Genomic DNA, 24,527 nt, shown 5'->3' with positions numbered 1-24,527 from the left:
GATGGCTCCCATCGTGCAACGGGAGCTACAGAAATCATAGGACAAGAAGTGGTGCAGCTCACCACGGGCCTCGCGAGTTCGAGCGAGCTGGGCAGTTGAAAGTGCAATGGCTTCTAGCTGGTCAAATATTCATCGTTCGATCAGACTGGAGGAAGTGACTTTTCGAACATGCATGAGAGGGCCGTCAAACCATGGGACAGACAGAAGCCTCCATAGACCGCGCCCATTCGGTGCCCATGGCATACTATATCGATGAAAGCGGAAATACTGGCGATCTGACCACGGCAGGGGGCGAAATCTACGGTTTTGAGCAGCGCATGTTCACGCTTGCCGCAGTGGGCTGCGACATCGACGATGCGTTCATGGAGAGATTCAAAGTCCTCAGGACAGCGCATCGCATCCAATCTCCGGAAGTGAAATCTCGACAGGCGTATAACCGGCCACAATTCGTCTCCGACCTTCTCGATCTGCTCGAGGAGCGCGGTTGCCCGATCTTCATCGAGGCCGTCGACAAGCACTATTTCGTTATCGCGAATATCATAGATCGGATCGTCGTGCCCTATCTCGGGCCGTGCGACGTTCAGCCGCGCTCGCTATGGATAAAGGGGGTGATTGCGGATCATATGGCGATTTATGGGCCGCCTGAGTTAGCCCAAGCCTTCATCGCTTGCTGCCAGAGCCGAGATTACGTAGAGGTCCGCGACTTCTACAAGCAGATCATCCGATGGGCTCAGAAAAGCCGGCTTCCAACCGAAGGGGTTGCCGATGCTTTCGTCCGCTTTACCCGTGACAGCCTCAAGGATTTTCGGAAGCTGCCGAAGGCAAAGGCGGTGGAGAGCGCTCTGCCAATTCCGGATACCTCACCCAAGGGCAGGCTGCTATGGGTCCTGCCAAATCTGACATCGTTCACCCACATCTATGCCCGGATCAACCGCTTCCTCGAAAAGCAGGTGTCGGGCGTGACGCTCTTCCATGACGAGCAGCTTCAGTTCAACGACGTTCTGCGCCAAAATAAGGGGTTGATGGAGGGTTTCACCGCCCAGAACATGAAGCTGCCGCTCAAGACGGCGGATTTCGAGTTCTCAGAATCTGCGAAACTGGAGTTCATACACTCTCACGACTCCATCGGCATTCAGATTTCTGATGTCCTCGCCGGCTTTGTGGCAAGATATATCCAAGACGTCGTCTGGGGTGGAATCGCAATGGATGTTGACAGAATGGCCATATTCAACCGCATTGTAATTACCAGCGAGCGCGAGCGGGGCACAGGGGTGAACATCGTGGCGCCAGAGAGTCTGATCCGTTTTCTCGGCATAACCTCAAGAGCGAATTATTTCTAAACGTCAATTTGGAATAGAAATATCCGCCCCCCTGGCGGAAAGAGCGTGGGATCAGGGAGGAACTTGTAATGGAATCGGTCAGCGATCTGGAGCGGGGAAAGCATCTTAGAAAAGCACCCAAGGACCTACCAGCCAGCCTTCGCAATGTCGTAGAATACCGGAAATCCGGCCTCAGTCTGAACCACGTTGTCGGGTGCCCGCTCGATTGCGGCTACTGCGTGCGTCATATGTTCGACAACTTCGAGATGAAGCGTCCTCACCTCGTGGTGGATGATGAACAGGCTGTGGCCGCGCTGATCGCACATTGGGCATTCGTACCCCATGTCACCCCAGTCCAGATATTCAATCGCGCGACCGACCCCTTTCTGCCTCTCGTGAAGCAGCACATGCTGCACACTCTCGAACTGCTAGATGGGCACGAGTTCAGAAATCACGTTCTAGTAATCACCCGCTGGAAGGTCACGCCTGAGGATATTGAGCGCCTCGAGCGCCTGCAGCATCTCAAGGTCACAGTTCTGGTGACTTGGTCTGGCATTGCGGACCCTCGTCTCGAACCGGTTGACAGCGCGATCGCAGAAAGGTCGCTTGAGGTACTTTCCGATTATGCCAGCCGCACCAAGAGGATCCTCTACTGGCGCCCTATAATAGCCGGCGTAAACGACACCGATGAATGTATCGCCAGGGCCAGTGCACTGTCGGGCTTCGTGGACGCCACCGTCTTCACTGGCCTGTTCCATCGGGAGGAGATTCGTGCTCACTTTCGTTCTGCAGGCGTCGAGGATTTCTATCATGACGTGCCCAGGCGCAAGATCCTCCCGCGCGAGGTCGAGCAACACATCCTGCGCCGATACTTTGGCGCGCCGATTTTCCGCAAGACCTCTTGTGGTATCGCCTACGCGCACGGCGAAGCCGATTACAACGGTCATTATGGCATCCGGGAAATATGCGACATCTGCCCGCCGGACCAGATCAGGATCTGCGCAGCGGTGCATCGGAGGCCCTCACCCGACCGGCTGTCATCGCTCGTCCAGATGGTCGGTCTGGACCCTGGACGGATTGAAATAGCTGAAGGAAAGGTGATTGTTGAGAACAGCACCGAGCAGCAGCGCTATTTCATCCAGCATTCCCTGGGGTTCCAGGTGCATGATCGTACACAGCCGCATCTGCCTGAGCGACACGGCCGCGCCGAGGAGGGCTGGAATTGAACGAGATAATGTGGGCTGTCGATGTTGAGGGCAGCGGGAAATCCCCCCCTGAGATCGTCGAGCTGGCGATCGCCGAGATGAAGGGGCTGACCCTGACCGGGCGCCGCAAGCATTGGCGCTTTAAGCCGAAGAAGGGAATCTCCCCGATGGCGTCCCACATCCATGGGATCTGGGACGATGACGTGGTCGATGCGCCGGATATCGAGGATGTGGCCGATGACGTGTTACTGTGGCTCGAGGACAAGGCCATCGTCGGTCATAACGTCAAGGTCGAGGTAGACATCCTCAGCCACGCGCTTGAAGGGTGGGAACCCACAGCGGCCTATGACACGTTGAAGATCGCGCGGCGCCTACTCCCCGCGGAGGAAAAGCATGGGCTGGAGTACCTCGGGTCCAAGCTGGGCCTGAGCCCCCTGGCTGAGAAAATCACCGGCGGGAAGAGCCACTCTGCTCCCTTTGATGCGGCGTTGTCAGCTATCCTTCTGGACCACATGCTGCGTGACCGGACAGAGGAAGACCAGCGAGCGATCCTTGCCGGAGCGGACATTCTCGACGGCGCCCAAGGCTCGTTGCTGTGAGACGCGCCCCATTCCGCATTGCGGTCGCAGGAACGCATTCCACCGGCAAGACGACCTTCCTAAAACGTCTGAAGGCGTTGTTCGAGCAGCGCGGGCTTGCCGTGGCCTACGTTCACGACAGCGCGGTCAATGCCCAGGACAAAGGCTTCCCGATCCTTGCAGACCATACCTTTGAAAGCACGGCCTGGCTGATAGCCAGGGCCATCGAACTGGAAACTGAGGCCACCATCTCGGCAGACGTCATCCTCGTGGACCGTCCTGTTGCGGACGCTCTCGGATACCTTCAGGCGGCGCTCCTGCACACCTCGAGGTCAATAGCACCCGCCCGCTTACAGGCACTGGAGCGGATCTGCGAGGCCTGGGCGCCCGAATACGACCTCGCCTTCGTGACGGTCCTTGATCCATCCGTCGAACTCGGTGAGGGGCGGGACGGGGATGTGCTTTTCCGCGCCAGGGCCGCCGAGGAGGTGACCCGAGTAGTCGACAGGTTCATGCCCGACCGCCACCTTCTGCGCCATGGCGGCGCGGACGCAGCCTTGGCGTTCGCCATCGCAGCTTTCGACGATAAACACCGCGGAGTCTGATAATGGCCCGCGAGCAGAATGATCCTGCCAAGATCGCCGAAGCCCGGGCGATCGCCCTTGCGGGAAAGCGCCGCATTGGCCTCGGCTGCATGGCGCTGACCGGGATTTATGGCGCCGTTGGCCGTGAGCAAGCCGTCGCAACAATCACCGCAGCCCTAGATAACGGCGTGACACTTTTTGACACGGCTCCGCTGTATGGCAACGGCGCGAACGAAACGTTGCTGGGCGAAGTACTGTGCGGCCTACCCAATGCGACCATCGTCACCAAGTTCGGCCTCTATTCCGATGCTGGGGGCAGTCTATATCGCGATAGTCGGCCCGAAGCCATCAGGCAATCGGTCGAGGCCTCATTGAGACGCCTGAAGCGAGATCGCATCGACCTTCTGCTCCAGCATCGCAGCGATCCCGATACGCCTGACGACGATGTTCAGGCCTGCATCGAGGATCTGATCTCCGCGGGCAAGGTGGGCGAGTTCGGGCTCTCCAGCGTTTCTGCCGACCAAATCGCAGGACGGCCGGTGGCACACACCCTTGGGGCTGTGCAGAACGAGCTTTCTTTGGTGACCGGCCAGAAGATGGAGGAAGTCGCTGCCGCCATGGCGCGGGGCGCCTGCTTCATGGCCTTCTCCCCATTGGGTAGGGGTATCCTGACAGGCTCAAAGCCTTCACAGCCAGATGATCTCAGGACATCAATGGTGGCTTTTGCGCAGCGCTCTACGAGCGGGCACCCGCATCGCGATGGTTATGGTGTCGAAATGGAAGTTGGGGAGTTAGTCGCCGCGCGCCGGGCGTTAGCATGGGTTCTGGCTCAGGGAGCCAACGTCGTTGCGATTCCCGGCTGTCGATCCCCGAGCCAAGTTTCCGTGATTTTTGATGATCTCGATGGTCTTACCACGGTCCGTGCCCTTAACATCGAAGACAAAATTTCCCAGAAAACTTCAGTCTGAAAGCACATGGTATGCTCTGGGCTGAATCTCCTGCCGTTGGGCGCCTCTTCTGAGTGAATGAACGCATAGCAGGTTCCAAAAGGCGGCTAGCGGCCTGGGAATGGCGGCGGCCAACACGGAAGAGCGGATGTCTTGAATGACGGGCAACCCGGTCGGGCCCCGTCAACCGGACAGGCCGGGGGCGGCCCCAAACCTGCTAATCCAGCATGCTTCAAGGAAGCAAGGCGCTCACGCGCCGCCCTCTGCCAATCGATAGACCGGGATGCCCATTTTGCGGGCCTTGTCGGCGAGGTTTTCTTGAATCCCGGTTCCGGGGAAGACGATAACCCCGATCGGCATCGTGTCGAGCATCCTATCGTTGCGCTTGAACGGCGCGGCCTTGGAATGCTTGGCCCAGTCCGGCTTGAAGGCAACCTGCGGCACCTTGCGATTGTCGGCCCAACTGGCCGCGATACGCTCCGCGCCTTTGGGCGATCCGCCGTGCATGAGCACCATGTCCGGGTGCTTGGCGTGGACCTGATCGAGCTTGGCCCAGATCGTCCGGTGATCGGTGGTGTCACCACCCGAGAAGGCGATCTTTGATCCGGCGGGCAGCAGCACCTCGTTGTCGGCCCTGCGTTTCGCGGCGATGAAGTCGCGGCTGTCGATCATGGCCGAGGTCATCTGGCGATGGTTGACCCGTGATCCGGTGCGCGGCGACCAGGGCGTGCCTGTGGTGCGCAGGAAGAGGTCGGCGGCAGCGTCGCGGAAGGTCTCCATGCTGTCGCGGCGCTCGATCAGGTTTTGTCCGATGCCGATCAGGGTCTCCAGCTGGACGGATTTCACCTCGCTTCCGTCCTGTTCGCGCTGAAGGCGCTTCTGCGCCTGCTCGTTATCGTCGAGTTTGCGTTCGATCCGTTCCACGGCGCGGTGGAAGGTGTTGACGTTGGACCACATGATCTCGTCGAGGTCGAAATCGAGGCTGGTGTCGGCCATGGTGGAAATCAGAGCATCGAAGATGTCGGCAACCGCGCCCTGGATGGCGGTGTCCTCGGGCGTGATCCGGGGATCGGCCTCGCCCTCGGCTGGACGGTAGCCATAGAGTTCGAGCGCTTCAATGACATGGCCAGTGGGAGATGTGCTGTGATCGGGTTCGAATTCGTCATGGGCATACATGGGATGTGTCCTTCGGCTGGACCGCGACCGTCGCGGCCTTCATGGCGACGACAAGCCCACGGGCGCTCCGGTCTGACAGCCGAGCTCTTTGCGAGGGCCGTGATGGCAAAGCCCGGCTGATTTGTTTCGCGCTGTAAAGGCGGCTCCGCCGCCGACGGAAATCAGTCGGGCGCCGCCATTGCCGGGCCGGAGCGTCTGTGGGCCGCTCGCCCTCTCAAGAAGGCCAAGGCGCGGACCTCTTGCCGAGGTGCTGAAATCCTTTGCCCATGACGGGATCGATTGTCCCCGCTCACGGCCCTCTCTGGCTATGACGCAAGCGCCATGAAGCGGCTGACGTCCTCGGGGGCGATCTGCACCCGGATCTGCGCCCGAAGCGCCTCCAGGCCGAAGCTGACGAGATCGTCGTTGAAATCTCCCAGCATGGGCGAAAGCGTGATCGCCTCGATCCCGGCACCGATGGCCCGGTCCACCAGGCTGTCCCGTGCGGCGTCACCTGCCGGATCGTTGTCGCGGACGATGTAGAGCCTGCGCAGTTGCGGCGGGAACAGGATAGCAGCGAGATGTCCGGCCGAGAGTGCGGAGACCATCGGCATGATCGGCAATGCCTGGCGCAGCGAGAGAATGGTTTCGATCCCTTCACCCGCTGCCATGACATCCTGCACCTCACCAAACCGGACAGCGTTTCCGAGCAGGTCCCCCATCGCCTTCCTCGGCGGATCGACTGGCGCTTTCCCGGAGCCGTCGCGGAGGAGCCAGGTGCGATGCGCGCCGGTGATCTTGCCATCGAGGTCGGTCACCGCGGCAATCATGGCGGGCCATGCCTCTGTCGGCCCATCGCCCTCCGGCCGCCAGTAGCAGGTCGGATGGAAACGCAGATTTTCGGTTCCGCGTAAGTCCATAATGCCGCGTGTCCGCAAATACGTCTCTGCGAGACTGCCGGCGAGCGGTTGCGCCATGCGCCAGAGGCGACGGGCCGCCTCGGACGATCCTGATGGTGCTTGCGGTGTTCGGGATCGGTGGGACTTTGGCTCCGGTTCGGGATGCGGCAGGCTTAGGAAGCGGCGGGCTTCTTCGGCGACATCCGCGAAGTCGATGAGGCCGAGGCTTTCGCCGATCACGTCGAGCAGATCGCCATGCTCGCCGCTCTGGGCATCGGTCCATTTTCCAGCCGCACTCTTACCGGCCTCAGGCCCGGTCAGACGGACGAACATCGAACGACCGGGCGTGTTTCGTACATCCCCGACCTGCCAGTAATTGCCCTGCTTGCGCCCGTTCGACAGATAGTGGCGGCACACCGCCTCGGCCTCTCGGCCGAGACGCTGCGCCAGTTCGGAAGCGTTGAGACGTGCCATCACGCGGCCTCCCGCTCGGAAATGCGCTCGATCGGGAAACGGTCGAGCAGTTTGCCGATGATCGCCGGCCCCGATGCGTCCACCGGAACGAAGAAGCGCAGCTTCCAAGAGATGATCTCGCTGAAGAGCCCATAGGCCCGCAGGCGTTTGCGCATCGAGTCGGTGATGCCCGTCAGTTCAATCCGGCTAGTGCCCATGACACGGGGCCGGCGCAGTTGCAGCCCTTCGGCCAGGTCGAAGATTGTCCGGCCCTCGATCAGTGCGGCAGCCGTCCGGCGTGGTGCAAATGTCGCCCTGTGACAGGCGCAACGATGCGAAGCGCATGGCGTCTTCGGCGGACGGGCACTCCCCAAGCGGAATGGTGCGATCGAAACTGTTGGCTTTTTCACCACCCTCATGACTTTCCGTGCCGAGGCAGGAGACCTGCGTCGGCAGTCTCCGCAGCCGGGGAAGTACGGGCATGACTTCGGTTGCAACGATCTGACCGATGGGACGAAAGGTGTCGGAACTGGAAAAGGCGGTCATCGGGATCACTCCATGACGGGCGCCGGTGAGCCTCTCACTCCAGCCCTTAACCCGTCACGGCCGAAAGGCCCGCACTCTTCCTCTCTGACCGGGCTTGTTCCCGGTTCCGCTGCCGACGATGGGGGACCATCGTGAGTCACTGAAGGCCCGAAGCGCGGGTCTCCGCGCTCGGGCCGTTTGGGGTGAGGCGCTTTCGCGCCTTACTCCCATGGATCCAGTTCCAGCTTCACCATGTCCTCATCGCCGTCGAACTCGTCGGCGGGCATGGCGCCGTGGGTTCCGTCCCCGGCCTGGAACACGACGACTACAACCATCAGCGTGGCGGCGAGGCTGGCGGCGAAAGCGGTGGCATCTGCATAGGACATCGGGACTGGCTCCTGTCACTGGAGGCAGGGGACCATCCCCCGCGCGACAGGCGCCCGACGTGTTTGACCGGATCTGCACTCACCCTCGGGCGTTCGGACTTTTTCCGAATCCCCGAGGGCGGCGCGTCTGCGTAAGCCGACCCCTCCGGGGTTGAATGTCAAAGAGACGGATCAGACCAAGGTTAGCGAATGGAAGCGGGGGTGGTGTCTTGCATCCGACAGGTGCCGGAGCCCCCCACTGCAGATGTTTCGCCCTGCCAGCCCTTGCCGCCGCGCTGGCATCAGGAGTGTGTTCGAGGACGGGGCGGAAACCGATGCCGAACATGATGAGCGGCACCGTGGTGAAGCTGGAATTGGTGCCATACAGGCCGACGACACGACGACCGCGGTGGCTATCGTCAGACGTGAACGGGCCTTCAGTCCCAGAGCCCATCGGCAATCTCGTGGTCGATCAGGGCGCGCGCGCTCATCATCACGTCGTCACCGCCGGTGTCGATATGACCGTAGAACCGGGCATGACCGCCGTTCGCGGTCCAATCGGCATAGCGGCAATATTCGCGGGCTTCGAGACGGAAGGCGCGAATGTCTTCCGCCCAATGGGGCTTCGGCTCCACCACCACGGTGATGCCATCGCGGGTTTCCTCCCAAGGCAGCGTGCGTTCGGATGGCGGACTGGCGCGGTTCTCACGGAATATTCGGTCGATATCGATCGTCGCGGGCATCGGGTTACTCCAAAGGAAAAGCCCGGTCACGGGGACCGGGCAAGTTGCGGAAACGGAAGGGATGTGGCGGGGCAGCAAAGGCCACCCCGCCTGAGCATCATTCGGCGGCGACCATGGACTGCTCCTCGTCCTCCGTGGCGTCTTCATCCTCGCCGTCCCCGGCAAGGAATTCAGGCAGATCATCCGCCTCCGTATCGACCCCGGCGTCCATAGCGATATCGGCATCGCGATCCACCATGCGCAGCGGCTCCGGCAACCAGCCGGTTTCGGCCAGCAGGCGCTCGGCCTCCTTCGCCATATCCCCTTTCTTCAGATGGTCGATGAGCTGGGCCGCCCGCTCGCCGGCACCTTCGCGTACCGCCTCGATGATCCGCGGCTTGGTCACGCGACCGAGATAGTTGCCGACGGTCGGCCGCCAACCCACGGCCACCATGTCGAGGTCCGTCGCCCGCGCCAGCCGGTCGGCCTGGGACAGGCGCACGTCGAGCCCGTGCTGGCTGACGCCCATACCGCCATAGGGGTTGGGCTTCTCGTGCAAGGCGTTGACGCCGAAGCTGATGCAATGGGCGAGCAACTCCATGCGGGTGTCGTCGTCCTGATCGACCAGCCAGTCCCAGAGCGCCGCATCGTGGGCCGGGATATGATCACCCCAGCGTTCGTGCCGCTCGGCGATGGCGCGCGCCGAGGCGCTCTCCCCCAGGTCATCGGCCTGCGCCGGGAAATGAACTTCCCGGACATGGGCCTCGAGGCACCCCCTGGTGGACTGCGGCAGGAAGCAATCGGTGACCAGCCGATGCAGCAGCGCCGTCATCGCGACATGCGGGTTCGCCGCCACGGCATCGCGGAGCGCCAGCGTGCGATGCGCGGTGAGCTCGCTGACCAGGCGGTCCGGCAGAGGCCGGATGGTTTCGACGTCCTCTTCCTCTTCGGATTCGGCCGCCGTGCCGCCCACGGTGATGACAGCGCGCTGGACGCCGCCGGGCTCGCCGCCTTCGGGAGATGCACCATCGGCGTCATCGCCCTCGGGACCTTCCGCCGCCTCGTCTTCGGGACGGACATAGCCGCGCTCGACGGCGAGCTGGCCGTCATGGCGGATGCTGACGAAGACACCGGCGCGCGCCATCTGATCGGCGTCGTAGCGCATCGGTCGGGTCTCGAAGGCTTCCAGCGCCTCTTCGATCTCGCGGAGCCGCGAGTCCACCTCGTCGGGCAGTTCGTCGACCTCGGCATATTGCGCCTCCAACGCGTCGAACTCGTCGCGGAGCTTTTCGCGCTCGGCACGCTCCTGGTCGGTCAGGTCGATGGTGGTGCCGACAAGACGGCGCATGCCACTGGTATGGCCATAGGGAAAATCGGCCGCGACCTCGATCCACTTCCAGCCTTCGGCGGCGATGGTTTCGGCCTCGGCCTTCAGCTTCTCGCCTGCCAGCCGGGCGAGCAGCACCGGGTCCTGGAGCCAGCCGCCATCGTCCTGCTGGAAGAGATCGCGCAGCACATAGCCGCCCGCTGCCTCATAGGTCTCGATGCCGACGAAGAGCGCCCGTTTGTCGGAGGCCCGCACCGTGGTTTCCGTCAGCATGCGACGGATCGTGTAGGGCTCTTTCTGCCAGCCATCCTTGATCGCCTCCCAGACCTGTTCCTGCCGGGCGTGGTCTTCGGAGACGGTGAAGGCCATGAGCTGTTCCAGCGTCATGCCGTCCTCGGCATAGGTCTCGAGCAGCGCCGGCGAGACCGAGACCAGGCGCAGGCGCTGCTTCACCACCCTGGCGTCGACGAAGAAGGCGGCGGCGATTTCCTCCTCGCTCATGCCCTTCTCACGAAGGCTCTGGAAGGCGCGAAACTGGTCGAGCGGATGCAGCGGGGCGCGCTCGATATTTTCGGCCAGCGACACCTCGTCGATCAGGATGTCGTCACTGGCCTCCGAGACGACACAGGGCACCGGCGCGGTCTTGTTGAGGCGCTTCTGTTTGACCAAAAGCTCCAGCGCGCGATAGCGGCGGCCGCCAGCCGGCACCTCGAAAAGGCCGGTTTCCTGACCCTCGGCGTCAAGCTCGGGCCGGACATGCAGGGACTGGATCAGCCCGCGGCGGGCGATGGACTCGGCCAGTTCCTCGACCGAGATACCGGCTTTCACGCGACGGACGTTGGACTGGCTGAGCACCAGTTTGTTGAAGGGGATGTCGCGCGAGGACGACAGGGTGATTTTCTGCGTGGCAGTGGCCATGTCAGGGTCTCCATGACGGACGCCGGGGAGCCTCTCTCTCCGGCAACCAGCCCGTCACGAAACCCCCACCCTCCTCTCCCTCTCGTGGCCGAGCCGGGGATGAACGCGCAGACCCATCAGAGCTCGCCGCGGGCACGCAGGCTGGTCTCCCGGCCAGCACCGGTGATGATGTGGTCGTGCAGCACTACCCCAAGGGACGCACAGGCGTTCCGGATTTCTTTCGTCATCGCGAGGTCGGCGGCTGAGGGCTCGGGATCGCCGGCCGGATGATTGTGGACGATGATCAGCGCCGAGGCATTGAGCGCCAGGCAGCGCCGCAGCACCTCCCGGGGATAGACCGGGACGTGATCGATGGTGCCGATGGCGAGGCATTCGTCAGAGATCAGCCGGTTCCTGCGGTCGAGATAGAGGACATGGAAGCGCTCCACATCGCCCCGTATGGTCAAGGCGCAATAGTCGAGGACCGCCTGCCAGGACGTCAGGACAGGGTTCTGGTTGAGATGGCGCAGCAGGATCTGCCGGGCCTCATAGACCACGGCCTGCTCCTGGGCCGAGAACCGGAGCGGCTGCGGTTCGATGGCGGGTGTTCTCGTGTTTCGTGTCATGGCGCTGTTCTCCGACGGGCAGCCGGCCGGGCGCCGAACTTTCACCGCGTCACGAGGAGAAGCGCCGCCCTCTTCCAGCGAAGAGAGCGGCGCCGAAGCTGAAGAGCGTGGATCTCAGGAACGCCGGGGCTCCGCATCGGGACGTGTCCCGCCTGGCAGACGGCCCGAGCGATAAAGCAGGCGCTCGGCATCGCGAATGCTGCCGGCATCCCGGGCGGCCTCGGCCCAGACCGAGATCGGGAGATCCCACGTGAACAGCAGATCCGGCTCGATACCCATGCCGAAGGGCAGCCGAATGGAGCGCAGTTCGTTGAGGCTCCAGGAGCCAAGTTCGGGGTAGCCAATGTCGGCCAGGCCAAACATGATGTCGCCGTCCTCGTCGAGCTCGGTCGCGAGCCAGACACCGGCGCCGAAGGGATTGAAGAACTTCACGACCGGAATGTGATCCTGATCGCGATCGCGGCCATTCGGCAGCAAACGGTCACGCTGTGTGTCGGTCAGGAGGATCATGCCGCGGCCCTCCCTTCCGTCGGGGTCTGCCGCTCAACATCGGTGCTGTCGTCGGGCAGATGGGCCAGCATCCAGTCGGCCGCCTTGCTGGCCTGCGAGGCGGCGCGGACGATCGCGCGGGAATCCTCGCGCATCACCTCCAGCCAGGAGCCGATGTAATCGGCGTGGCGCACAGTCGGGACGATCCCGAGCGAGGCGCAACAGAACGCGCTCGAAATCTCGGCGATTTATCCTGACAGTCAAGTGCGAGATATGCCTTGTCGGTCACTATCGGCGTTCGTGCAGACTACGGCGAAGACCTGTGGAAACCCGAACGGCGCGCGTCGAACATTCAAATCTGCCTGGCTAACGAGCGCGATGCTGCACAATGCTCAGATGCCAGCGAAGCCCAGAAAGCAGACACGGCTGGAGGTGCGCCATGCCCACTCTATCCGCCGCTGTCGGCCCGTTGCGGTCATTCGTCTGGCTGGCCGCGCTGCGTCGCAGCTTCGCCAAACCAGACATCGGTGGGATCCTGCAGCAAGATTTGGCGCGCCAAGGTCACTATGCCATTTGTCTTGAACCTACGCTCCGCGCGCTCCAAGGCTGGCCACCCTTCGGGACCACTTCGCTCTCGTCTCGGGCGATGAATTGATGACTGCCGAAAAATGGGTGACGTGCAGAGGCGAAATGCCGACGAATCCAAAGATCTGCATTCGAAGCTGGCGCACCAGTGCGGCCTTGTGGACGAGCCGAAAGAACCAGTGCGGCGTATCCGAGGTCATGATCAGCCGCGCGGTGCGTCCGGCCAGAAGCGGCCGGGGCGATCCCAGCCAGGTCTTGGCGCGCGTGTCGAAGGCGCTGCCGGGCAGCAGGGCGCGGTCGAATAGGCCCTTCAACTTGGCGGGCAGACCGCCCCACCACATGGGGCTCAGCAAAACCAGATGTTCGGCCCAGTCCATATTGGCCATGACCGCTTCCAGATCTGGCTCGAGAGGCTTGGCGGCACGGTAGCCGGCCCCGCCGAAATCGGGATCGAAGTCCAGATCGTGCAGATGGGTGATCCGAAGTTCGTGACCAGCCTGCACCGCGGCCTGCGCGTAGTCTTCGGAAAAGAGCCTGGAAAGCGAGGTTTTACCGGGATGTCCGTTGAGGACAAAGATGCGTCTGGGGGCCATGGGAACTCCTGAATTGACCGCGGTCATATTTGTTATCCCCTATGTTGACCGCGGTCAATAATCTGGATAGGAGGCCCCATGGCCCGCGCAAAACAGCTCAGAAGCGTCAAGACACGGGAAAGGCTTCTCGGCTGTGCGAGGGAGATTGTCTCGGACTCCGGCTTTGCGGATCTCCGGGTCGAACAGGTCGTCACCGCCGGGGGCGTGGCGAAAGGCACGTTCTTTGCACATTTCAGCGACAAGGACGCTTTGATGGATATCCTGATCGGCGAGCGGGTCGACGCGCTGCTCGACGATCTGGACGCCGTTGGCGGCTTTCGCTCTATCGCACACGTGGTGGAGAGCATCATGCCGCTTCTGAGTTTTCTCTCGAGCGAGCGTTATGTCTTTGATATTTTTCTGCGTCTGTCAGGGGCGCTTGCCGTCGAAAAGGTCGGGGCCATCGCCAAGGCGATCTGTCGGTACGACCGCATCCTGGTCCAGAAGTTGAAGGGTGGACCGTTTCGGCAGGACATATCGGCTGAGCTTCAGTCAGAAGGAATCCAGGCTTTCTCCGTCAGTTCGGTGGCTCTGAGCCTTTGCACAGAGCATGGCGACAAGACCCTCAGAGATCGACTGGCAATCCAGCTGCAGGCTTGGCTGAGTCCCAAGCAAATGCCTGATCGGGATATGTAGGGCGGGATCCATCGCCCGGCTCGACAGCAGCGGCGCATCCATAGCCGCCGTCGAGCGCCCAAGCCTCCACCGCGTGCGGAACCACGAAAGCAGCCATACATCGCGGTTGCAGCACGCCCCGGACCCGCCAAGTTCCGGAGGGCGGACAAACCAGGCTTTCGCTGCCGACTTACCAAGGTCGGCTATCGCGCTTGAGACAACTCTGGCGTCTTGATGTACGTCAATGATCTTATTAATTCAGTGGCTTAGTGTTCAGCATGCCAGCAGCAACCAACAAAATCGATCTACTCGCCGTTTTCGATAAAGACTTGGCCAAGCTCCGCAAAACGCTTGATGGCGTCGACGAAGCAAAAGCCTCTTTGTCGGCCCTCGATGACGACACTACGATCAAGGGTGTGATCGCACACCGCACTCACTGGATGGGCATGTTCCACGGTTGGTACGAAGACGGTGTTGAGGGCCGCGAGGTGCATGTCCCCGCCAAGGGCTACAAATGGAACCAGCTCAAGGAATACAACGCCCCGCTCTACGAGAAAGGTAACGAGACGCAGTGGGCAGATTTGCTTTCCGACTTTGAGGCTGCTTGTGACAATTTGCGCCGGTTTATTGCATCACAAGATAATGAATCGCTCTACACCAGTGGCGCACACGCGTGGACCGGCAAGTGGACGCTTGGACGGTTCGCAGAGGCGTCAGGTCCATCGCATTTCCGATCGGCAAACACCTACATCCGAAAGGCGTTGCGAAACGCAAAATGAAGCCGTCTGAGCTATCCTTAGGTCTGGCCTTCAAGTTCAAGAAAACGAGATTTACAGTTCGTGGCCTGAATGACTGTGACGAACTCAGTACAGCAAAGCTGCCAATCCTATAAGCCGCAGCATTCGGTAGTTTGGGCTCCTTCCCGACCTTCGCTGCGCCGCCGGGCCAAGCCCCTGATCACCCATGCGGCGGCGTCGCTGTCGGCCCACATGTATGTGTCGGCTGCTATTCGCAATCGAGAATTCGGCACGATTTCGGAAATCGTTCATATGTATCCGGCCTGTTAATCGGCTCGCTGGCCGTGGCCTTGATGGGGTTACGCACGCGCCGTGGTCTCATTACCGGCAAGGTCCATGATAACCATTTGGGCCGTCAGACTCTGGGGGCGTATCTTCTCCGTTCCATGCTGTCCTCTCTATCGCGAACTCCTTGGTGACCTTGGAAAGCGTCAGATCGCTTCCATTGCCGCGTCTTTTGGCGCGTCGAACCGGGTGCCGTGCCGCAGAAGGCTCCAGGCAGTTCGAGCGAGTTTGTTGGCAAGCGCGATGGCCGCCTTGTTTCGCGGCATACAGGCGACCGCCTCGGTCAGCCACGGGCCGAAGCTGAAGTCAGACCATCGGTATGGGCGCATCATGATCACTTTCGCCGCCTGCACAAACAATATCCTCAGATAGCGGCTGCCGCGTTTAGTGATCCTGCCGAGAATGGTGCGTCCGCCTGTGCTGAACTGTCGGGGCACCAGGCCCAGCCATGCCGCGAAATCGCGCCCTCGATCGAAGGCTTCACCTTTGCCGACGGACGCGACCATCGCCGTCGAGATCATCGGGCCAATGCCTGGGATCGTCATGATGTTGGCGCAGTTCTCCTCAGTGCGGCTGATCTCTTCGATCTCGCTAGAGACATTCTCGATCCGTTTGTCCAGCCAGAGCCAGACGCCATGGAGCCCGATTAGAATGCCGCGCATCCGGGGCGATATCTCATCCCGTCGCTGTTCGAGGATCGTCTCGAAGGAATTCTTCAGCGCCCGCAGCCCCGACCTGACGGTGATCCCCTGCTCGATGAGAAAGGCCCGGATCTGATTGATGGTGGCCGTGCGACGCGAAACCAGCCGTGCCCGGACCCGGTGCAGAGCCTGAAGGTCGAGCTGATCCTGGTCTTTCTCTGAAACGGTCCGGAGGTTTGGACGCAACGCGGCCTCGGCGATGGCCTCGGCGTCGTTGTAGTCGTTCTTTTGGCCCTTGTTGAAAGGCTTTACGTAAATCGCCGGGATGATCCGCGGATCGAACCCCATGCCCCGCAGCGTTCGGCTGACAAAATGGGCGCTGAGGCAAGCCTCCATTCCCACGATGCAGCAAGGGATTTTTGCGAACGTGGCATTCAGGTCAAAGCGCTTGATCTGCTTGCGCATGACCAGTTGGCCGGACCGGTCGAACGCGACCAAGTGAAACGTATCCTTGCCGATGTCGATCCCGACGACGGCGAGATCTTCGATCCTTCCTGTCTTCTTTGCACACATGGCTGCTTCTCCTTGTTGCGCGGTTGACCCCGGTTCAGGATAGCTCAACGGTGGGGAAGCAGCCGACACATCCCATTACCGGTCGTTGGCCAGGATCGTCATTGCCGCAGCGCGGCTTCCCCAGACCGGACCTTCATGGCACCGCGCAGCATAGTCCGAGGCCCCAAGGTCAGCTCCGCGGACGAAGCCGACGTTCCCTCTTGGCGCGAGAGAGCGACCATCGTATCGACTTCAGAGTAGAAAAATCTCCGATAGAAGAGAGTACGCGATGAAGGATGTGACGAAATCGGTCGGCTTCGCCGTAATTTTTTTGTTTGCGTCATGCGCAGGAGCGCTTGCTGCTGACTATATCGCGGGTGTTCAGACACTCTCAGTGACCTCCGGGGAGCGGGCAACCGATCTGGAGGTGACGATCTGGTACCCTGCGGTCGAGGGCGGCACCGCCGTAACCTAGGGCGAGAACATCTTTTTCAAGGGGACGCCGGTCGAGGAGGGAGCGCCGATACGCAATGGAGAGTTCCCGCTTGTCCTGCTGTCCCACGGCGCGGGACTGGCAGGTCATGCCGGTGCGATGGGCTGGATCGCGGCACCGCTGGCAAAAGAGGGCTTCATCGTCGCAGCGCCCACGCATCCCGGGAATACGGGGCGGGACCGGTCGGCCGAGGAAACCATGAAGCTCTGGCTGAGACCGTCCGATCTCTCGAAGACGCTTGACATGATCGAGGAGGATCAGGCGTTCAATTCGCATGTCGCGCGTGATCGAATAGGGGTTCTGGGCCTGTCAATGGGCGGCAATTCCGCGCTGTCCATCGCTGGAGCCAGGCTCGATCCCGAGCTTTTCGCGACATATTGCGACACGGACGATCTGAACGCGTCCCTCTGCGAGTGGGTGCGTCTGAGCGGAGTCGACCTGCACGCAATGGACAAAGGCGCCGCTGGACGAGACAACACGGATCCCCGGGTCCGCTTCGCCGTTGCTATCGATCCGGCGCCAGCGGATATCTTTGCCCCTGCATCCTTCGCTGACGTCTCGGTTCCGGTTTTCATCGTAAACCTGGGAAAGGCATCTGAGATCCCGGAAACCATTCAGGCATCCGGGATCGCGGGCGCCATACCCGGCGCAACCTACCAGATAATCGAAGCTGCCAGCCACGCGTCAATGTTCCCCGAGTGCAAACCCCATGCGGCCGAAATTGCGATTGAAGAAGGCATTGAGGATCCGATCTGTACGGATGGTTCCGGCAGCTCCCGCGATGCTATCCATGCCGAAATTATCGGGCTGACGATTTCCGCGTTTCGCAACGCGATTGGTTCAGCTGACTGACAACAAAACCCTCGAACGAGAATCGACGGAACGCCCCCCCTACTCACCAACCGACTGGCGTCCTGCGCTCGGCAAACGACGGTCCTGACTGGGTTTCAATCGGACGTTCGGCTGCGCAGAGACCAAGACCGCGACCGTGGTCGAGGACATCGTCGCTTCCGGCCCATTGCTGCCCTTGGGCTTCGCTGATGCGCCGCGGCGCAGCATTCCCGAAGCGGACGCACGAGCATGGTTGCAGCACCACGACCGACAAGCCGTCGATTATTGCAGTCGAACGGACGTTGACACTCCCCCATTTTTTCAGCCCAATGATAATCATGTTTTGCAGCTGAGGTCCTGATTAGCATTACGGGGTCATTCAACCTTCAGGAGTGCCTGTAGAATGCCTAACCGAACTTCTTTGGTTGCTGGAGCGACCCTTTCTCTTTCCCTTATATTTTCAGCTTCTGTTTCAACTGGGCAGGGTGCAACAGCCGACCTTGATGCTATCCGATCCGACATCGCCGCCATCGAGCTGGAGATTTCTGAGGTCGAGGTATCAAATGGCAACTACCAGGGCGGCGCACTCGCCCTAATCGCCTCTCTTAACCTCGAGACATTGCTTCTAACGAAATCAGTCCTGGAGGCTCGGCTCGCAGCCGAGGAATCCGGTGCCCCTATCGAAATTGTGGTTCCTGCGGTCCAGCCCGATCCGGCGCTGGCTGGGAGCATCCTCGCGGATATCCAGACCCAGCAAGGAAATGTCGATGCTGCGAAAGCGGAGGCCGACAACTCTGGTGGCCTGATGCAGGCGCTTGCGCTCACGCGATACGAGACGGAGAAGCTGAGCCTCGCCCAGCTGCGCCAGGCCTGGTTCCGGGCCCAGTATGGGATTGCCTTCCCGACCAGTGGGGCGCCGCAAGCGCCTACGCCGATCGCGCAGACGGAAAAGACATCCCTGCCGGACGAGGTCGGGCTTGGCGTGAAAACCAAGCCGGATTGGGCGGACCCGGGCCATCCGGAAATCGACTACGACATGGAAGTGTTCAAACAGCTCGCCGCGGGTGATTTCACGATCGTCGGCTGGTGGGGAATTGAGCACTCTCGTGCAGCTCTTGATGATTCCCCTCAGGTCTTCGCCATCAATGTCTCGGATTACGGAACCGGATATTCGGATCATCCTTCACTCAAGGTGTTGTGCCACGAAGGGGAGGCGCGCGTGATCTTTGATGCCGATAGCTTCATAATGGGAGATTTCCAATCCAACACGCTGCCAGTCACGGTTCGGATCGGGAGCGACGAAGCGATGCCGGAGCGGTGGTCGAAACTGACCAGCAACAAGGGCGCAGGGCTCTTTGGTGCCAAGGCGCAGGACTTCATCCGAAGGCTTGTCGGAGAGGAAAAGGTCTTCATGCGTCTGACGGGCGACCGCGGCCAGCTGTACGATCTTTCACTCAAGATGGATGGATCTGAGCGAGTTTTTGACGAAGTGGCGGGTGCCTGTCAGTTCAGTTTGCTCGATCTTGATCGAGAAGACTACAAGGCCATCCAGACTATTTTGAACGCGGCTGGTTTCGATGCCGGGACGCCGGATGGTCAGTGGGGGCCAGGATCGCGCAACGCAATGGCGGGCTACCAGGCGTCTGTCGGATTGCCTGAAACCGGGGCACCGGATCGGGCGACGCTTGTCGAGATGGGGATCCTGCAATAGTGAATTGCCTCCTTTGTCGCGTGCCCTCATGAAGCCCCGCAAAACGGTTCGGCTCGACTGCGGTCAACCTTAGCCCGAAGCTGCACTGCGGTTCCGTAGCGTCTAGAACGGGCTACGGTCGCTGTGTGGTTGCGTGGTCCCGGCCCAAAGCTGCAGTTGATCGAGACCTTCGTCGCTGCGTTGCCGCTTGCCTAAAGCAGCCACTGGCGGAAGAGGCAGATTTGGGATTAGCAATCCTCGCCATTCATGGTTAGTTAGTCAGCTGAGTAAAGCCATAAATTTACAGGACAAAAGTGTGAGTTCGTCTTCACCTACACACCCGCTCGACGAGGCTGCATTCGAAGATGTGTTTCTTCAAGAACTGGACTCTTGGTTCTCGGCAGACATTGCATGCTGCGACCGATGCAACGAAAAGTTCCTAAAGATATGGCCAGCGGCATACGCTGCCGATTCCGCAGAGTTTCAGTGCAACCAAATACAACTTGACGCATTTTATGACGGATCTCGGATCAGTGCATTTTATACAAAAGAACAATTCGAGCGCCTCGTTCAGGAGCTGGATTGCCCAAGGTGCGGCGAAAAGTTGGGATACACCCTCTACCCGTACGAATTACCATTCGATGTCCCTGTTGAGTTTGAGGATAACGTGGCCTCCATTCACGCTATTGCGCACGAGACGCCATTTCTCCTATTGAAGAACGAGTTCGCCCAGAAAGTTCTCCAGACCTTGGAGGCTCTATCACAATCGACCAACGCCACTACGATGCCGTCTAGCTTATATAGAGCGCGTGGGCTGGAAGGGCTGAGAGAAATATCAGTGGGTCAGTTTGACTTTGCCGACCCCAAGTATGTCGGCGAAGGTAGGTACAACCACGCAGGGCAACCGGTACTATACCTAGGTGATAGCAAAGAAACTTGTTTTCATGAACTAAGAGGTAAAAATTGCGCTGTTGCTGAAATTGCGCTCGATAGTGACTTGAAGATCTTGGATTTGGCGACCCCATACGACAGCCATAAAAACCAATCAGATCTGTTGAATGCGCTCGCGTTTTCAGCACTCCTCAGTACTCCTCAGGAGGAAATGGGGTATAAGAAAGCTGCCTATGTTTTTTCAAGGTTTGTCGCGGACTGCGCCCGCTCGTCTGGGTTTGATGCTATTCGATACCCTTCAACACGAGCCCCAGAGCACGCGTACAATCTTGTAATTTTGAATGCGGACTTTTCGATTGGAAACCGATCGCGTTTGGTCGGCCTATGCCTCTTCGATGGCCAAATAGCCAGGACGGTGGAGATCTAGTTTCGGCGAACTATTCTGGAAACACGGGAAGCGTCCCTTCGTTCTAGCATCAAATGCTGTAGCGCTACTCCCGAAAACGGCCATCGGCTTGCATCCGTATCAAGGATGCCAGCGCTCACCCACTGCCGCCCGCTCGTCTTCTCGACGTGCATCCCATTCATATCCTTCTGCAATGGACATGAGGCTTTCCGACAACCGAGGGTGGGAATTGCCATATCTAGCAGCCAAGTCTCGATAGCGCTCAGCAAGTCTGCGCTCTTGCTCCCCGCCATCGTACGGGCTGCGCGTTGTTACACCTCGTGCATTTCGGACCCCCATACAGAACCGCTCTCTTAGTCCGGCGCATTCAGAGCGATCTAGATACTCCAAGATGACGTCAGGCAACCAGTCATCCCAGGACCGTCTCCGCGCCAGTCGTGCGAGCAGAGCTCCAAAATGGATTTCAGCGACTTCCTTGCGGTCAGCATCCGCCGCAAGTCTTAAGGCGCTATCAGCCCATGAGGTGAAATCATCCGGAGACATCGCACCTTCGTCATTGCAGCCGGGGACTTTCTTCCACCCCTCCAAGGAATGATAGGCCAGCTCTGCAAGAAACTTGCGCTTCTCCGCCGATAGCTCCTCTCGCTCGAGTTCTTCCGCCCCATCGCGCCGACGATACTGCCAACAAAGTAGCTCAATAAAGAACTTAGGGTCGCGAGCAAGTTGTCGGTGCAAGGCCAGTGTACGCTTGTGACGCCTATGTCCGTATGAGCTCAGAAGAGGCACGAAGGGCAGTTCTATATTGGCGATTTGATCGTCAGAGATTTCTTCGTCTGCGTCGAGGATTTGAAGCACTTCATCCAGATTGTAGGAACTTGGAAAAGGCCCATCCCGTTCCTCTCCGTGAGCAACTGCTTGTAGGATCTCGACCCACCGGCTTGCTGGCAGCTTGTTCCTCCACAGAGAAACGGCTGAAAACGCAGATCTAGGACGCTGATGTTCAATGAGCTTTGTAACGGCGTACTCCACTTCGGTGGACGGCGTGTCATCCCAAATATGAATTGATGCCGAATTCCAAAATGCAGAAGCCACGTCTTCGCCCAAGCTTTCTGCGACCTGCCAGCCAATTGAACGACCAGGAAGGTGCTCGGCGAATCTCAGGCGCTCCACTTCACTGTTCAGGATTCCTTGTGCCTCTAGGCCAGCCACGACTGCGGCAAGGTCGATCCAACCTGCGCTCCATAGAAGTTGCCGCAGGAATGGATTGGATTGATCATTTGCCTCGGTGCGCAACGCAGCCGAGACCCAGTGGGTCGCCGTTTCCACTGCCGCGTCTTGCGGAACCAAGATTTGAGCCACCAGTTCTGGTTGCTTCACGCTAAGCGCAAACGGAAGAACCGCTTGATCTCCCAATAGCTCCCTGATTTCAGCGATGGCGTTTCGGCGGCGCTCTTCGACAAGTGCGTTTCGCTCCTGCCATGACAAGCGCCCATTTCCTTCGTCTTCCACCAGCGCACGCCACTCAACGTGGGAATTTTCAAACAGCCAACGGTGGCGAGCAGTCGGGGACTGAGGGGATAAAGCCTCTTCCATACGCCGAAGCGCGGCTGCCAACTGTTCGTCCTCTTCACCTTCCTGATAAGCACGAAGAACATCGCGCCGACGAAGGTTGTGCCGAAGATCAGCTTTGTCCTCATCGGTTGCTGTCGCTGACCAACTCTCGACCTCGATGACCAAGCGAGATAGGTCGTCAGGATGAATACGTGTCGCAACCTCTAACAGCTGTTCCAGCTCCGACTTTTCAAATGGAGCCAAGTCGAGCAGTAGTCGGCTGGCTTCGATCGCCGCCGTGCGGACATCCGCATTTGTCGGTGACGGCACTTCTGCATCCAGTGCTCGCCATTGCGGCCTCGCGGTGCGTGAAGCGAAATTTGGGCCACCTCCTGGAAGAAGAGAGATGCAGACGTCCATCGCAGCATATCGAGACTGCGCGGACAAGCGCCGTAAGACAGCTATCTTTTCCGCAGCACTGAGAGCGGTGGCAGGCAGCCAAGCCCTGAACAGAGAACGGGCGGTTGATTTCGGCGAGTTTGACCAGTTGTCTTCCACCTCCAGACGGCGAAGGCCAAAAACAATCTCTGCGACACGAGAAAAGTGAACAGGGTGCCAAGCCAAAAGTTCAAGCGCCCAAAGCAAATTGGTCCGCAAACACTCGCCACTCACGAAACCTTCAGTGGTTCCCATGATGGCGCGTATGGCTGGTACTGGTTCTCTAAGCTCAGCTTCAAGGCAATCAAGGAACGCAGATGGAGATGCCTCCGCCAATGTTCGTAGGTGTCCCCGAATAGAAAGCCAGCGTTCTTGGTCAGCACCTTGCATCAGTGACCGAACAATTTGCGCGGCACGATATGAAAGGTCAACTCCCAACCTATCACCGCAGATTTCTGCACCATGAACGGATAGAATGCCCAACGCGTCGCCGAGACCGGAAAGAAGGGCACCCGAAAAACTTCTCGCGTGACCCAACACATTGGCCATGTACCACTGATCTTGAGGCAGATCTAAGGCGGGGTCTCTATCGCCCAGCAACTCCGGCAAGAGTTGAAAGAAACGGTCCAGATCGTCTCGATCTATGTAAGGCCCTACGGCAAAAAGTGCGTCGATTTGTGATACGACGACATTCACATGCCCATAGCGAGTAATTGGTGCGTCGTTCAAAGCGAGCAGTTCGTCTCGAACTGGTTCCACTTCACAATCCCGAAAATCACCCAATAGCTGGAGAATTGTGCTGTCATCCATGCTCTCGCGCTCAACCCACGAGCCTGCCAATGCGAACGGGAGGACACGTTTTGCCACTGCGCGATCTCTAACCCAACTAGGCCGCCGAACCTCAGGATCACGAGAGAGCTGACGCCGCAATACAGGAACAGAATGACCGACCTTGATGGAGAGGTTATCCGCGTCATCACGCGATAGCCCCATACTCTCGAGTTCAGCGCGAAAGGTATCTGAGGGGACGTGCGAAAGCAGCAGTGCCTCCCGGACATCTAAACGGCCCTTGGGATATGCGCGGACAATAGTCAAATTTCGTCGATCACCAAAATCCAACTCCTCCCCATCTCCGCCGTCCGCAACGACAATAAGGTGGTTTGCGCTCGTAGGAATTCTGGCATCGCGAGATGTGGCAACAACTGTCGTATCAAGAAGATCGAGAGCATCGGCCTCGATCATTGTTGCAACGACAAATGCAACGGCCTCCCCTCTATCGTCAGCTTGAACCGGAACTATTTGCTCTCGGTCGCGCAACTTCTGCAACAACACGCTCTGCTCGTTGTGTCGTCTAGAAGAAACAAGCTTGATGGACAATGGCGGCACCGAAGCTGTCGCCCAGCTATTCCACCATTCGTGAGGTGTCTTCAGCCCGGGCCAGGCGACACCCAGCTTTTCACCCAACCAACGGGCCGTGGCAGGCGCGTCTTCGAGCCAAGTTTCAAGGTCTATGGCGTCTAATGCCTCAACGGTCGCCCAAGCGCCTTCACCACGTTGCTCTTCAAGCCAGTCTTCTTTTCCGTTCCACCTCCTCGGCGTCACGAAGACGAATGCACTATTCTCGCGCTGGTCTTGCGGCGTTTCTTTAGTTCTCTTTTGATAATCACCGTCGGCTTTACTTCGAGGGTCTACATTGCAACCCATTTCCCATACGCTTCGGCCTTGCGGCACCCAGACTGTCCCGGCTTCACATTCCACTTGACCGTCAAGCCCAGGCAAATCGACCGCTTCGTTTCCGGGAAAGCGCATGGAAACAAGGGATCCCGTGGTTTCCGTGATCAGGCGGCGAACAAGTATTGGTAGGTTGCTACGACAATCGTGGCGGTCGGCCCATTGGCGTATTGCAGTTTCGTCAACTGGCACAGTGACCTCGTGAGCTTGGGGCTTGGTTCAGCCCAGAGTAAGTGTTTGAGTTGATTTGGTGCAATGCGTCTGGCGATAGTAAAGCCTGCTTTGCGGGATGCGAAAG

Annotated in this window: 23 protein-coding genes; 11 read left to right on the top strand and 12 right to left on the bottom strand. The window is 59.6% G+C overall.

Annotated elements, in window-relative coordinates; genetic code table 11:
- The first annotated feature begins 191 nt into the window (after nucleotides 1-191).
- From BLQ77_RS08125 to BLQ77_RS08105, 5 genes are all read left to right on the top strand, one after another.
- Entirely contained in the window at nucleotides 192-1,340 is a 1,149-nt protein-coding gene (locus BLQ77_RS08125) for a DUF3800 domain-containing protein (RefSeq protein WP_089957685.1), read from the top strand.
- Nucleotides 1,341-1,408: 68 nt separating this feature from the next.
- Complete coding sequence (locus tag BLQ77_RS08120; protein WP_089957682.1) at nucleotides 1,409-2,545, top strand: radical SAM protein; 1,137 nt, start codon at nucleotides 1,409-1,411, stop codon at nucleotides 2,543-2,545.
- Nucleotides 2,542-3,123 (top strand): 3'-5' exonuclease, encoded by a 582-nt coding sequence (locus BLQ77_RS08115; protein WP_089957679.1) that lies wholly within the window; start codon nucleotides 2,542-2,544, stop codon nucleotides 3,121-3,123. The genes BLQ77_RS08120 and BLQ77_RS08115 overlap by 4 nt, the downstream gene beginning before the upstream one ends.
- Nucleotides 3,120-3,707: an AAA family ATPase gene (locus BLQ77_RS08110; RefSeq protein WP_089957675.1), complete on the top strand. Its 588-nt coding sequence runs from the start codon at nucleotides 3,120-3,122 to the stop codon at nucleotides 3,705-3,707. Before BLQ77_RS08115 ends, BLQ77_RS08110 begins: the two co-directional genes overlap by 4 nt.
- A 2-nt stretch (nucleotides 3,708-3,709) precedes the next feature.
- Nucleotides 3,710-4,654, top strand: coding sequence for an aldo/keto reductase (locus BLQ77_RS08105; protein ID WP_089957673.1), 945 nt, complete (start codon nucleotides 3,710-3,712; stop codon nucleotides 4,652-4,654).
- 228 nt (nucleotides 4,655-4,882) lie between these two features.
- Here BLQ77_RS08105 and BLQ77_RS08100 read toward each other — a convergent pair whose 3' ends face one another.
- The 10 genes from BLQ77_RS08100 to BLQ77_RS08060 all read right to left on the bottom strand — a co-directional run bounded on the left by BLQ77_RS08100 (nucleotide 4,883) and on the right by BLQ77_RS08060 (nucleotide 13,269).
- Nucleotides 4,883-5,809: a DUF2493 domain-containing protein gene (locus BLQ77_RS08100; protein ID WP_089957670.1), complete on the bottom strand. Its 927-nt coding sequence runs from the start codon at nucleotides 5,807-5,809 to the stop codon at nucleotides 4,883-4,885.
- Nucleotides 5,810-6,114: 305 nt separating this feature from the next.
- On the bottom strand, nucleotides 6,115-7,161 hold the full coding sequence (locus tag BLQ77_RS08095) for a DUF7146 domain-containing protein (protein WP_089957667.1): 1,047 nt from the start codon (nucleotides 7,159-7,161) through the stop codon (nucleotides 6,115-6,117).
- Nucleotides 7,161-7,559: a hypothetical protein gene (locus tag BLQ77_RS08090; RefSeq protein WP_446000277.1), complete on the bottom strand. Its 399-nt coding sequence runs from the start codon at nucleotides 7,557-7,559 to the stop codon at nucleotides 7,161-7,163. The genes BLQ77_RS08095 and BLQ77_RS08090 overlap by 1 nt, the downstream gene beginning before the upstream one ends.
- Before the next feature lie 327 nt (nucleotides 7,560-7,886).
- Nucleotides 7,887-8,051 (bottom strand): hypothetical protein, encoded by a 165-nt coding sequence (locus tag BLQ77_RS28135; protein WP_110476885.1) that lies wholly within the window; start codon nucleotides 8,049-8,051, stop codon nucleotides 7,887-7,889.
- 416 nt (nucleotides 8,052-8,467) lie between these two features.
- Nucleotides 8,468-8,773, bottom strand: a complete 306-nt coding sequence (locus BLQ77_RS08085; protein WP_089957664.1) for a hypothetical protein — start codon at nucleotides 8,771-8,773, stop codon at nucleotides 8,468-8,470.
- Nucleotides 8,774-8,870: 97 nt separating this feature from the next.
- Nucleotides 8,871-10,997: a ParB/RepB/Spo0J family partition protein gene (locus BLQ77_RS08080; RefSeq protein ID WP_089957661.1), complete on the bottom strand. Its 2,127-nt coding sequence runs from the start codon at nucleotides 10,995-10,997 to the stop codon at nucleotides 8,871-8,873.
- A gap of 116 nt (nucleotides 10,998-11,113) precedes the next feature.
- On the bottom strand, nucleotides 11,114-11,602 hold the full coding sequence (gene radC / locus BLQ77_RS08075) for a RadC family protein (RefSeq protein ID WP_089957656.1): 489 nt from the start codon (nucleotides 11,600-11,602) through the stop codon (nucleotides 11,114-11,116).
- A 114-nt stretch (nucleotides 11,603-11,716) separates the two neighbouring features.
- The gene (locus tag BLQ77_RS08070) at nucleotides 11,717-12,112 is read right to left on the bottom strand and encodes a DUF2958 domain-containing protein (protein WP_089957653.1); all 396 of its coding nucleotides are present in this window, start codon (nucleotides 12,110-12,112) and stop codon (nucleotides 11,717-11,719) included.
- Nucleotides 12,109-12,330 (bottom strand): zincin-like metallopeptidase domain-containing protein, encoded by a 222-nt coding sequence (locus tag BLQ77_RS08065; RefSeq protein ID WP_089957650.1) that lies wholly within the window; start codon nucleotides 12,328-12,330, stop codon nucleotides 12,109-12,111. Before BLQ77_RS08065 ends, BLQ77_RS08070 begins: the two co-directional genes overlap by 4 nt.
- 345 nt (nucleotides 12,331-12,675) lie before the next feature.
- The gene (locus tag BLQ77_RS08060) at nucleotides 12,676-13,269 is read right to left on the bottom strand and encodes an NAD(P)H-dependent oxidoreductase (protein ID WP_089957648.1); all 594 of its coding nucleotides are present in this window, start codon (nucleotides 13,267-13,269) and stop codon (nucleotides 12,676-12,678) included.
- A 78-nt stretch (nucleotides 13,270-13,347) separates the two neighbouring features.
- Here BLQ77_RS08060 and BLQ77_RS08055 point away from each other — a divergent pair, with 78 nt between their 5' ends.
- Together BLQ77_RS08055 and BLQ77_RS08050 are read left to right on the top strand one after the other, a co-directional pair.
- Nucleotides 13,348-13,944 (top strand): TetR/AcrR family transcriptional regulator, encoded by a 597-nt coding sequence (locus tag BLQ77_RS08055; RefSeq protein ID WP_089957645.1) that lies wholly within the window; start codon nucleotides 13,348-13,350, stop codon nucleotides 13,942-13,944.
- A 257-nt stretch (nucleotides 13,945-14,201) separates the two neighbouring features.
- Complete coding sequence (locus BLQ77_RS08050; RefSeq protein WP_089957642.1) at nucleotides 14,202-14,702, top strand: ClbS/DfsB family four-helix bundle protein; 501 nt, start codon at nucleotides 14,202-14,204, stop codon at nucleotides 14,700-14,702.
- Nucleotides 14,703-15,151: 449 nt separating this feature from the next.
- On the opposite strand, the gene BLQ77_RS08045 is transcribed toward BLQ77_RS08050, so the two are convergent.
- Nucleotides 15,152-16,219 (bottom strand): IS110 family RNA-guided transposase, encoded by a 1,068-nt coding sequence (locus BLQ77_RS08045; RefSeq protein WP_089957639.1) that lies wholly within the window; start codon nucleotides 16,217-16,219, stop codon nucleotides 15,152-15,154.
- 268 nt (nucleotides 16,220-16,487) lie between these two features.
- Between BLQ77_RS08045 and BLQ77_RS29275 the strand changes: the two genes are divergently transcribed.
- The 4 genes from BLQ77_RS29275 (at nucleotide 16,488) to BLQ77_RS08030 (ending at nucleotide 20,530) form a co-directional block, all read left to right on the top strand.
- A complete protein-coding gene (locus BLQ77_RS29275; RefSeq protein WP_242661651.1) occupies nucleotides 16,488-16,673 on the top strand; it encodes a hypothetical protein in 186 nt (61 codons plus the stop codon).
- A 9-nt stretch (nucleotides 16,674-16,682) separates the two neighbouring features.
- A complete protein-coding gene (locus tag BLQ77_RS08040; protein ID WP_375360200.1) occupies nucleotides 16,683-17,543 on the top strand; it encodes an alpha/beta hydrolase family protein in 861 nt (286 codons plus the stop codon).
- Nucleotides 17,544-17,925: 382 nt separating this feature from the next.
- The gene (locus BLQ77_RS08035) at nucleotides 17,926-19,233 is read left to right on the top strand and encodes a peptidoglycan-binding domain-containing protein (protein WP_242661649.1); all 1,308 of its coding nucleotides are present in this window, start codon (nucleotides 17,926-17,928) and stop codon (nucleotides 19,231-19,233) included.
- Nucleotides 19,234-19,528: 295 nt separating this feature from the next.
- Complete coding sequence (locus BLQ77_RS08030; protein ID WP_131821998.1) at nucleotides 19,529-20,530, top strand: RES family NAD+ phosphorylase; 1,002 nt, start codon at nucleotides 19,529-19,531, stop codon at nucleotides 20,528-20,530.
- 99 nt (nucleotides 20,531-20,629) lie between these two features.
- Here BLQ77_RS08030 and BLQ77_RS08025 read toward each other — a convergent pair whose 3' ends face one another.
- Nucleotides 20,630-24,307: a hypothetical protein gene (locus tag BLQ77_RS08025; RefSeq protein ID WP_242661648.1), complete on the bottom strand. Its 3,678-nt coding sequence runs from the start codon at nucleotides 24,305-24,307 to the stop codon at nucleotides 20,630-20,632.
- Nucleotides 24,308-24,527: the final 220 nt, after the last annotated feature.

The sequence above is a fragment of the Salipiger thiooxidans genome, assembly GCF_900102075.1.
Classification (GTDB): domain Bacteria; phylum Pseudomonadota; class Alphaproteobacteria; order Rhodobacterales; family Rhodobacteraceae; genus Salipiger; species Salipiger thiooxidans.
This window is presented reverse-complemented; position numbering and strand designations above follow the sequence as displayed.

Bases quoted from the DNA above. Each gene is read 5' to 3' on its own strand.
- BLQ77_RS08125 (WP_089957685.1), top strand. From the start codon at position 192: ATGGGACAGACAGAAGCCTCCATAGACCGCGCCCATTCGGTGCCCATG.
- BLQ77_RS08120 (WP_089957682.1), top strand. From the start codon at position 1,409: ATGGAATCGGTCAGCGATCTGGAGCGGGGAAAGCATCTTAGAAAAGCA.
- BLQ77_RS08105 (WP_089957673.1), top strand. From the start codon at position 3,710: ATGGCCCGCGAGCAGAATGATCCTGCCAAGATCGCCGAAGCCCGGGCG.
- BLQ77_RS08100 (WP_089957670.1), bottom strand. From the start codon at position 5,809: ATGTATGCCCATGACGAATTCGAACCCGATCACAGCACATCTCCCACT.
- BLQ77_RS08095 (WP_089957667.1), bottom strand. From the start codon at position 7,161: ATGGCACGTCTCAACGCTTCCGAACTGGCGCAGCGTCTCGGCCGAGAG.
- BLQ77_RS08090 (WP_446000277.1), bottom strand. From the start codon at position 7,559: ATGAGGGTGGTGAAAAAGCCAACAGTTTCGATCGCACCATTCCGCTTG.
- BLQ77_RS28135 (WP_110476885.1), bottom strand. From the start codon at position 8,051: ATGTCCTATGCAGATGCCACCGCTTTCGCCGCCAGCCTCGCCGCCACG.
- BLQ77_RS08085 (WP_089957664.1), bottom strand. From the start codon at position 8,773: ATGCCCGCGACGATCGATATCGACCGAATATTCCGTGAGAACCGCGCC.
- BLQ77_RS08080 (WP_089957661.1), bottom strand. From the start codon at position 10,997: ATGGCCACTGCCACGCAGAAAATCACCCTGTCGTCCTCGCGCGACATC.
- radC (WP_089957656.1), bottom strand. From the start codon at position 11,602: ATGACACGAAACACGAGAACACCCGCCATCGAACCGCAGCCGCTCCGG.
- BLQ77_RS08070 (WP_089957653.1), bottom strand. From the start codon at position 12,112: ATGATCCTCCTGACCGACACACAGCGTGACCGTTTGCTGCCGAATGGC.
- BLQ77_RS08060 (WP_089957648.1), bottom strand. From the start codon at position 13,269: ATGGCCCCCAGACGCATCTTTGTCCTCAACGGACATCCCGGTAAAACC.
- BLQ77_RS08055 (WP_089957645.1), top strand. From the start codon at position 13,348: ATGGCCCGCGCAAAACAGCTCAGAAGCGTCAAGACACGGGAAAGGCTT.
- BLQ77_RS08050 (WP_089957642.1), top strand. From the start codon at position 14,202: ATGCCAGCAGCAACCAACAAAATCGATCTACTCGCCGTTTTCGATAAA.
- BLQ77_RS08045 (WP_089957639.1), bottom strand. From the start codon at position 16,219: ATGTGTGCAAAGAAGACAGGAAGGATCGAAGATCTCGCCGTCGTCGGG.
- BLQ77_RS29275 (WP_242661651.1), top strand. From the start codon at position 16,488: ATGAAGGATGTGACGAAATCGGTCGGCTTCGCCGTAATTTTTTTGTTT.
- BLQ77_RS08035 (WP_242661649.1), top strand. From the start codon at position 17,926: ATGCCTAACCGAACTTCTTTGGTTGCTGGAGCGACCCTTTCTCTTTCC.
- BLQ77_RS08025 (WP_242661648.1), bottom strand. From the start codon at position 24,307: ATGCGCTTTCCCGGAAACGAAGCGGTCGATTTGCCTGGGCTTGACGGT.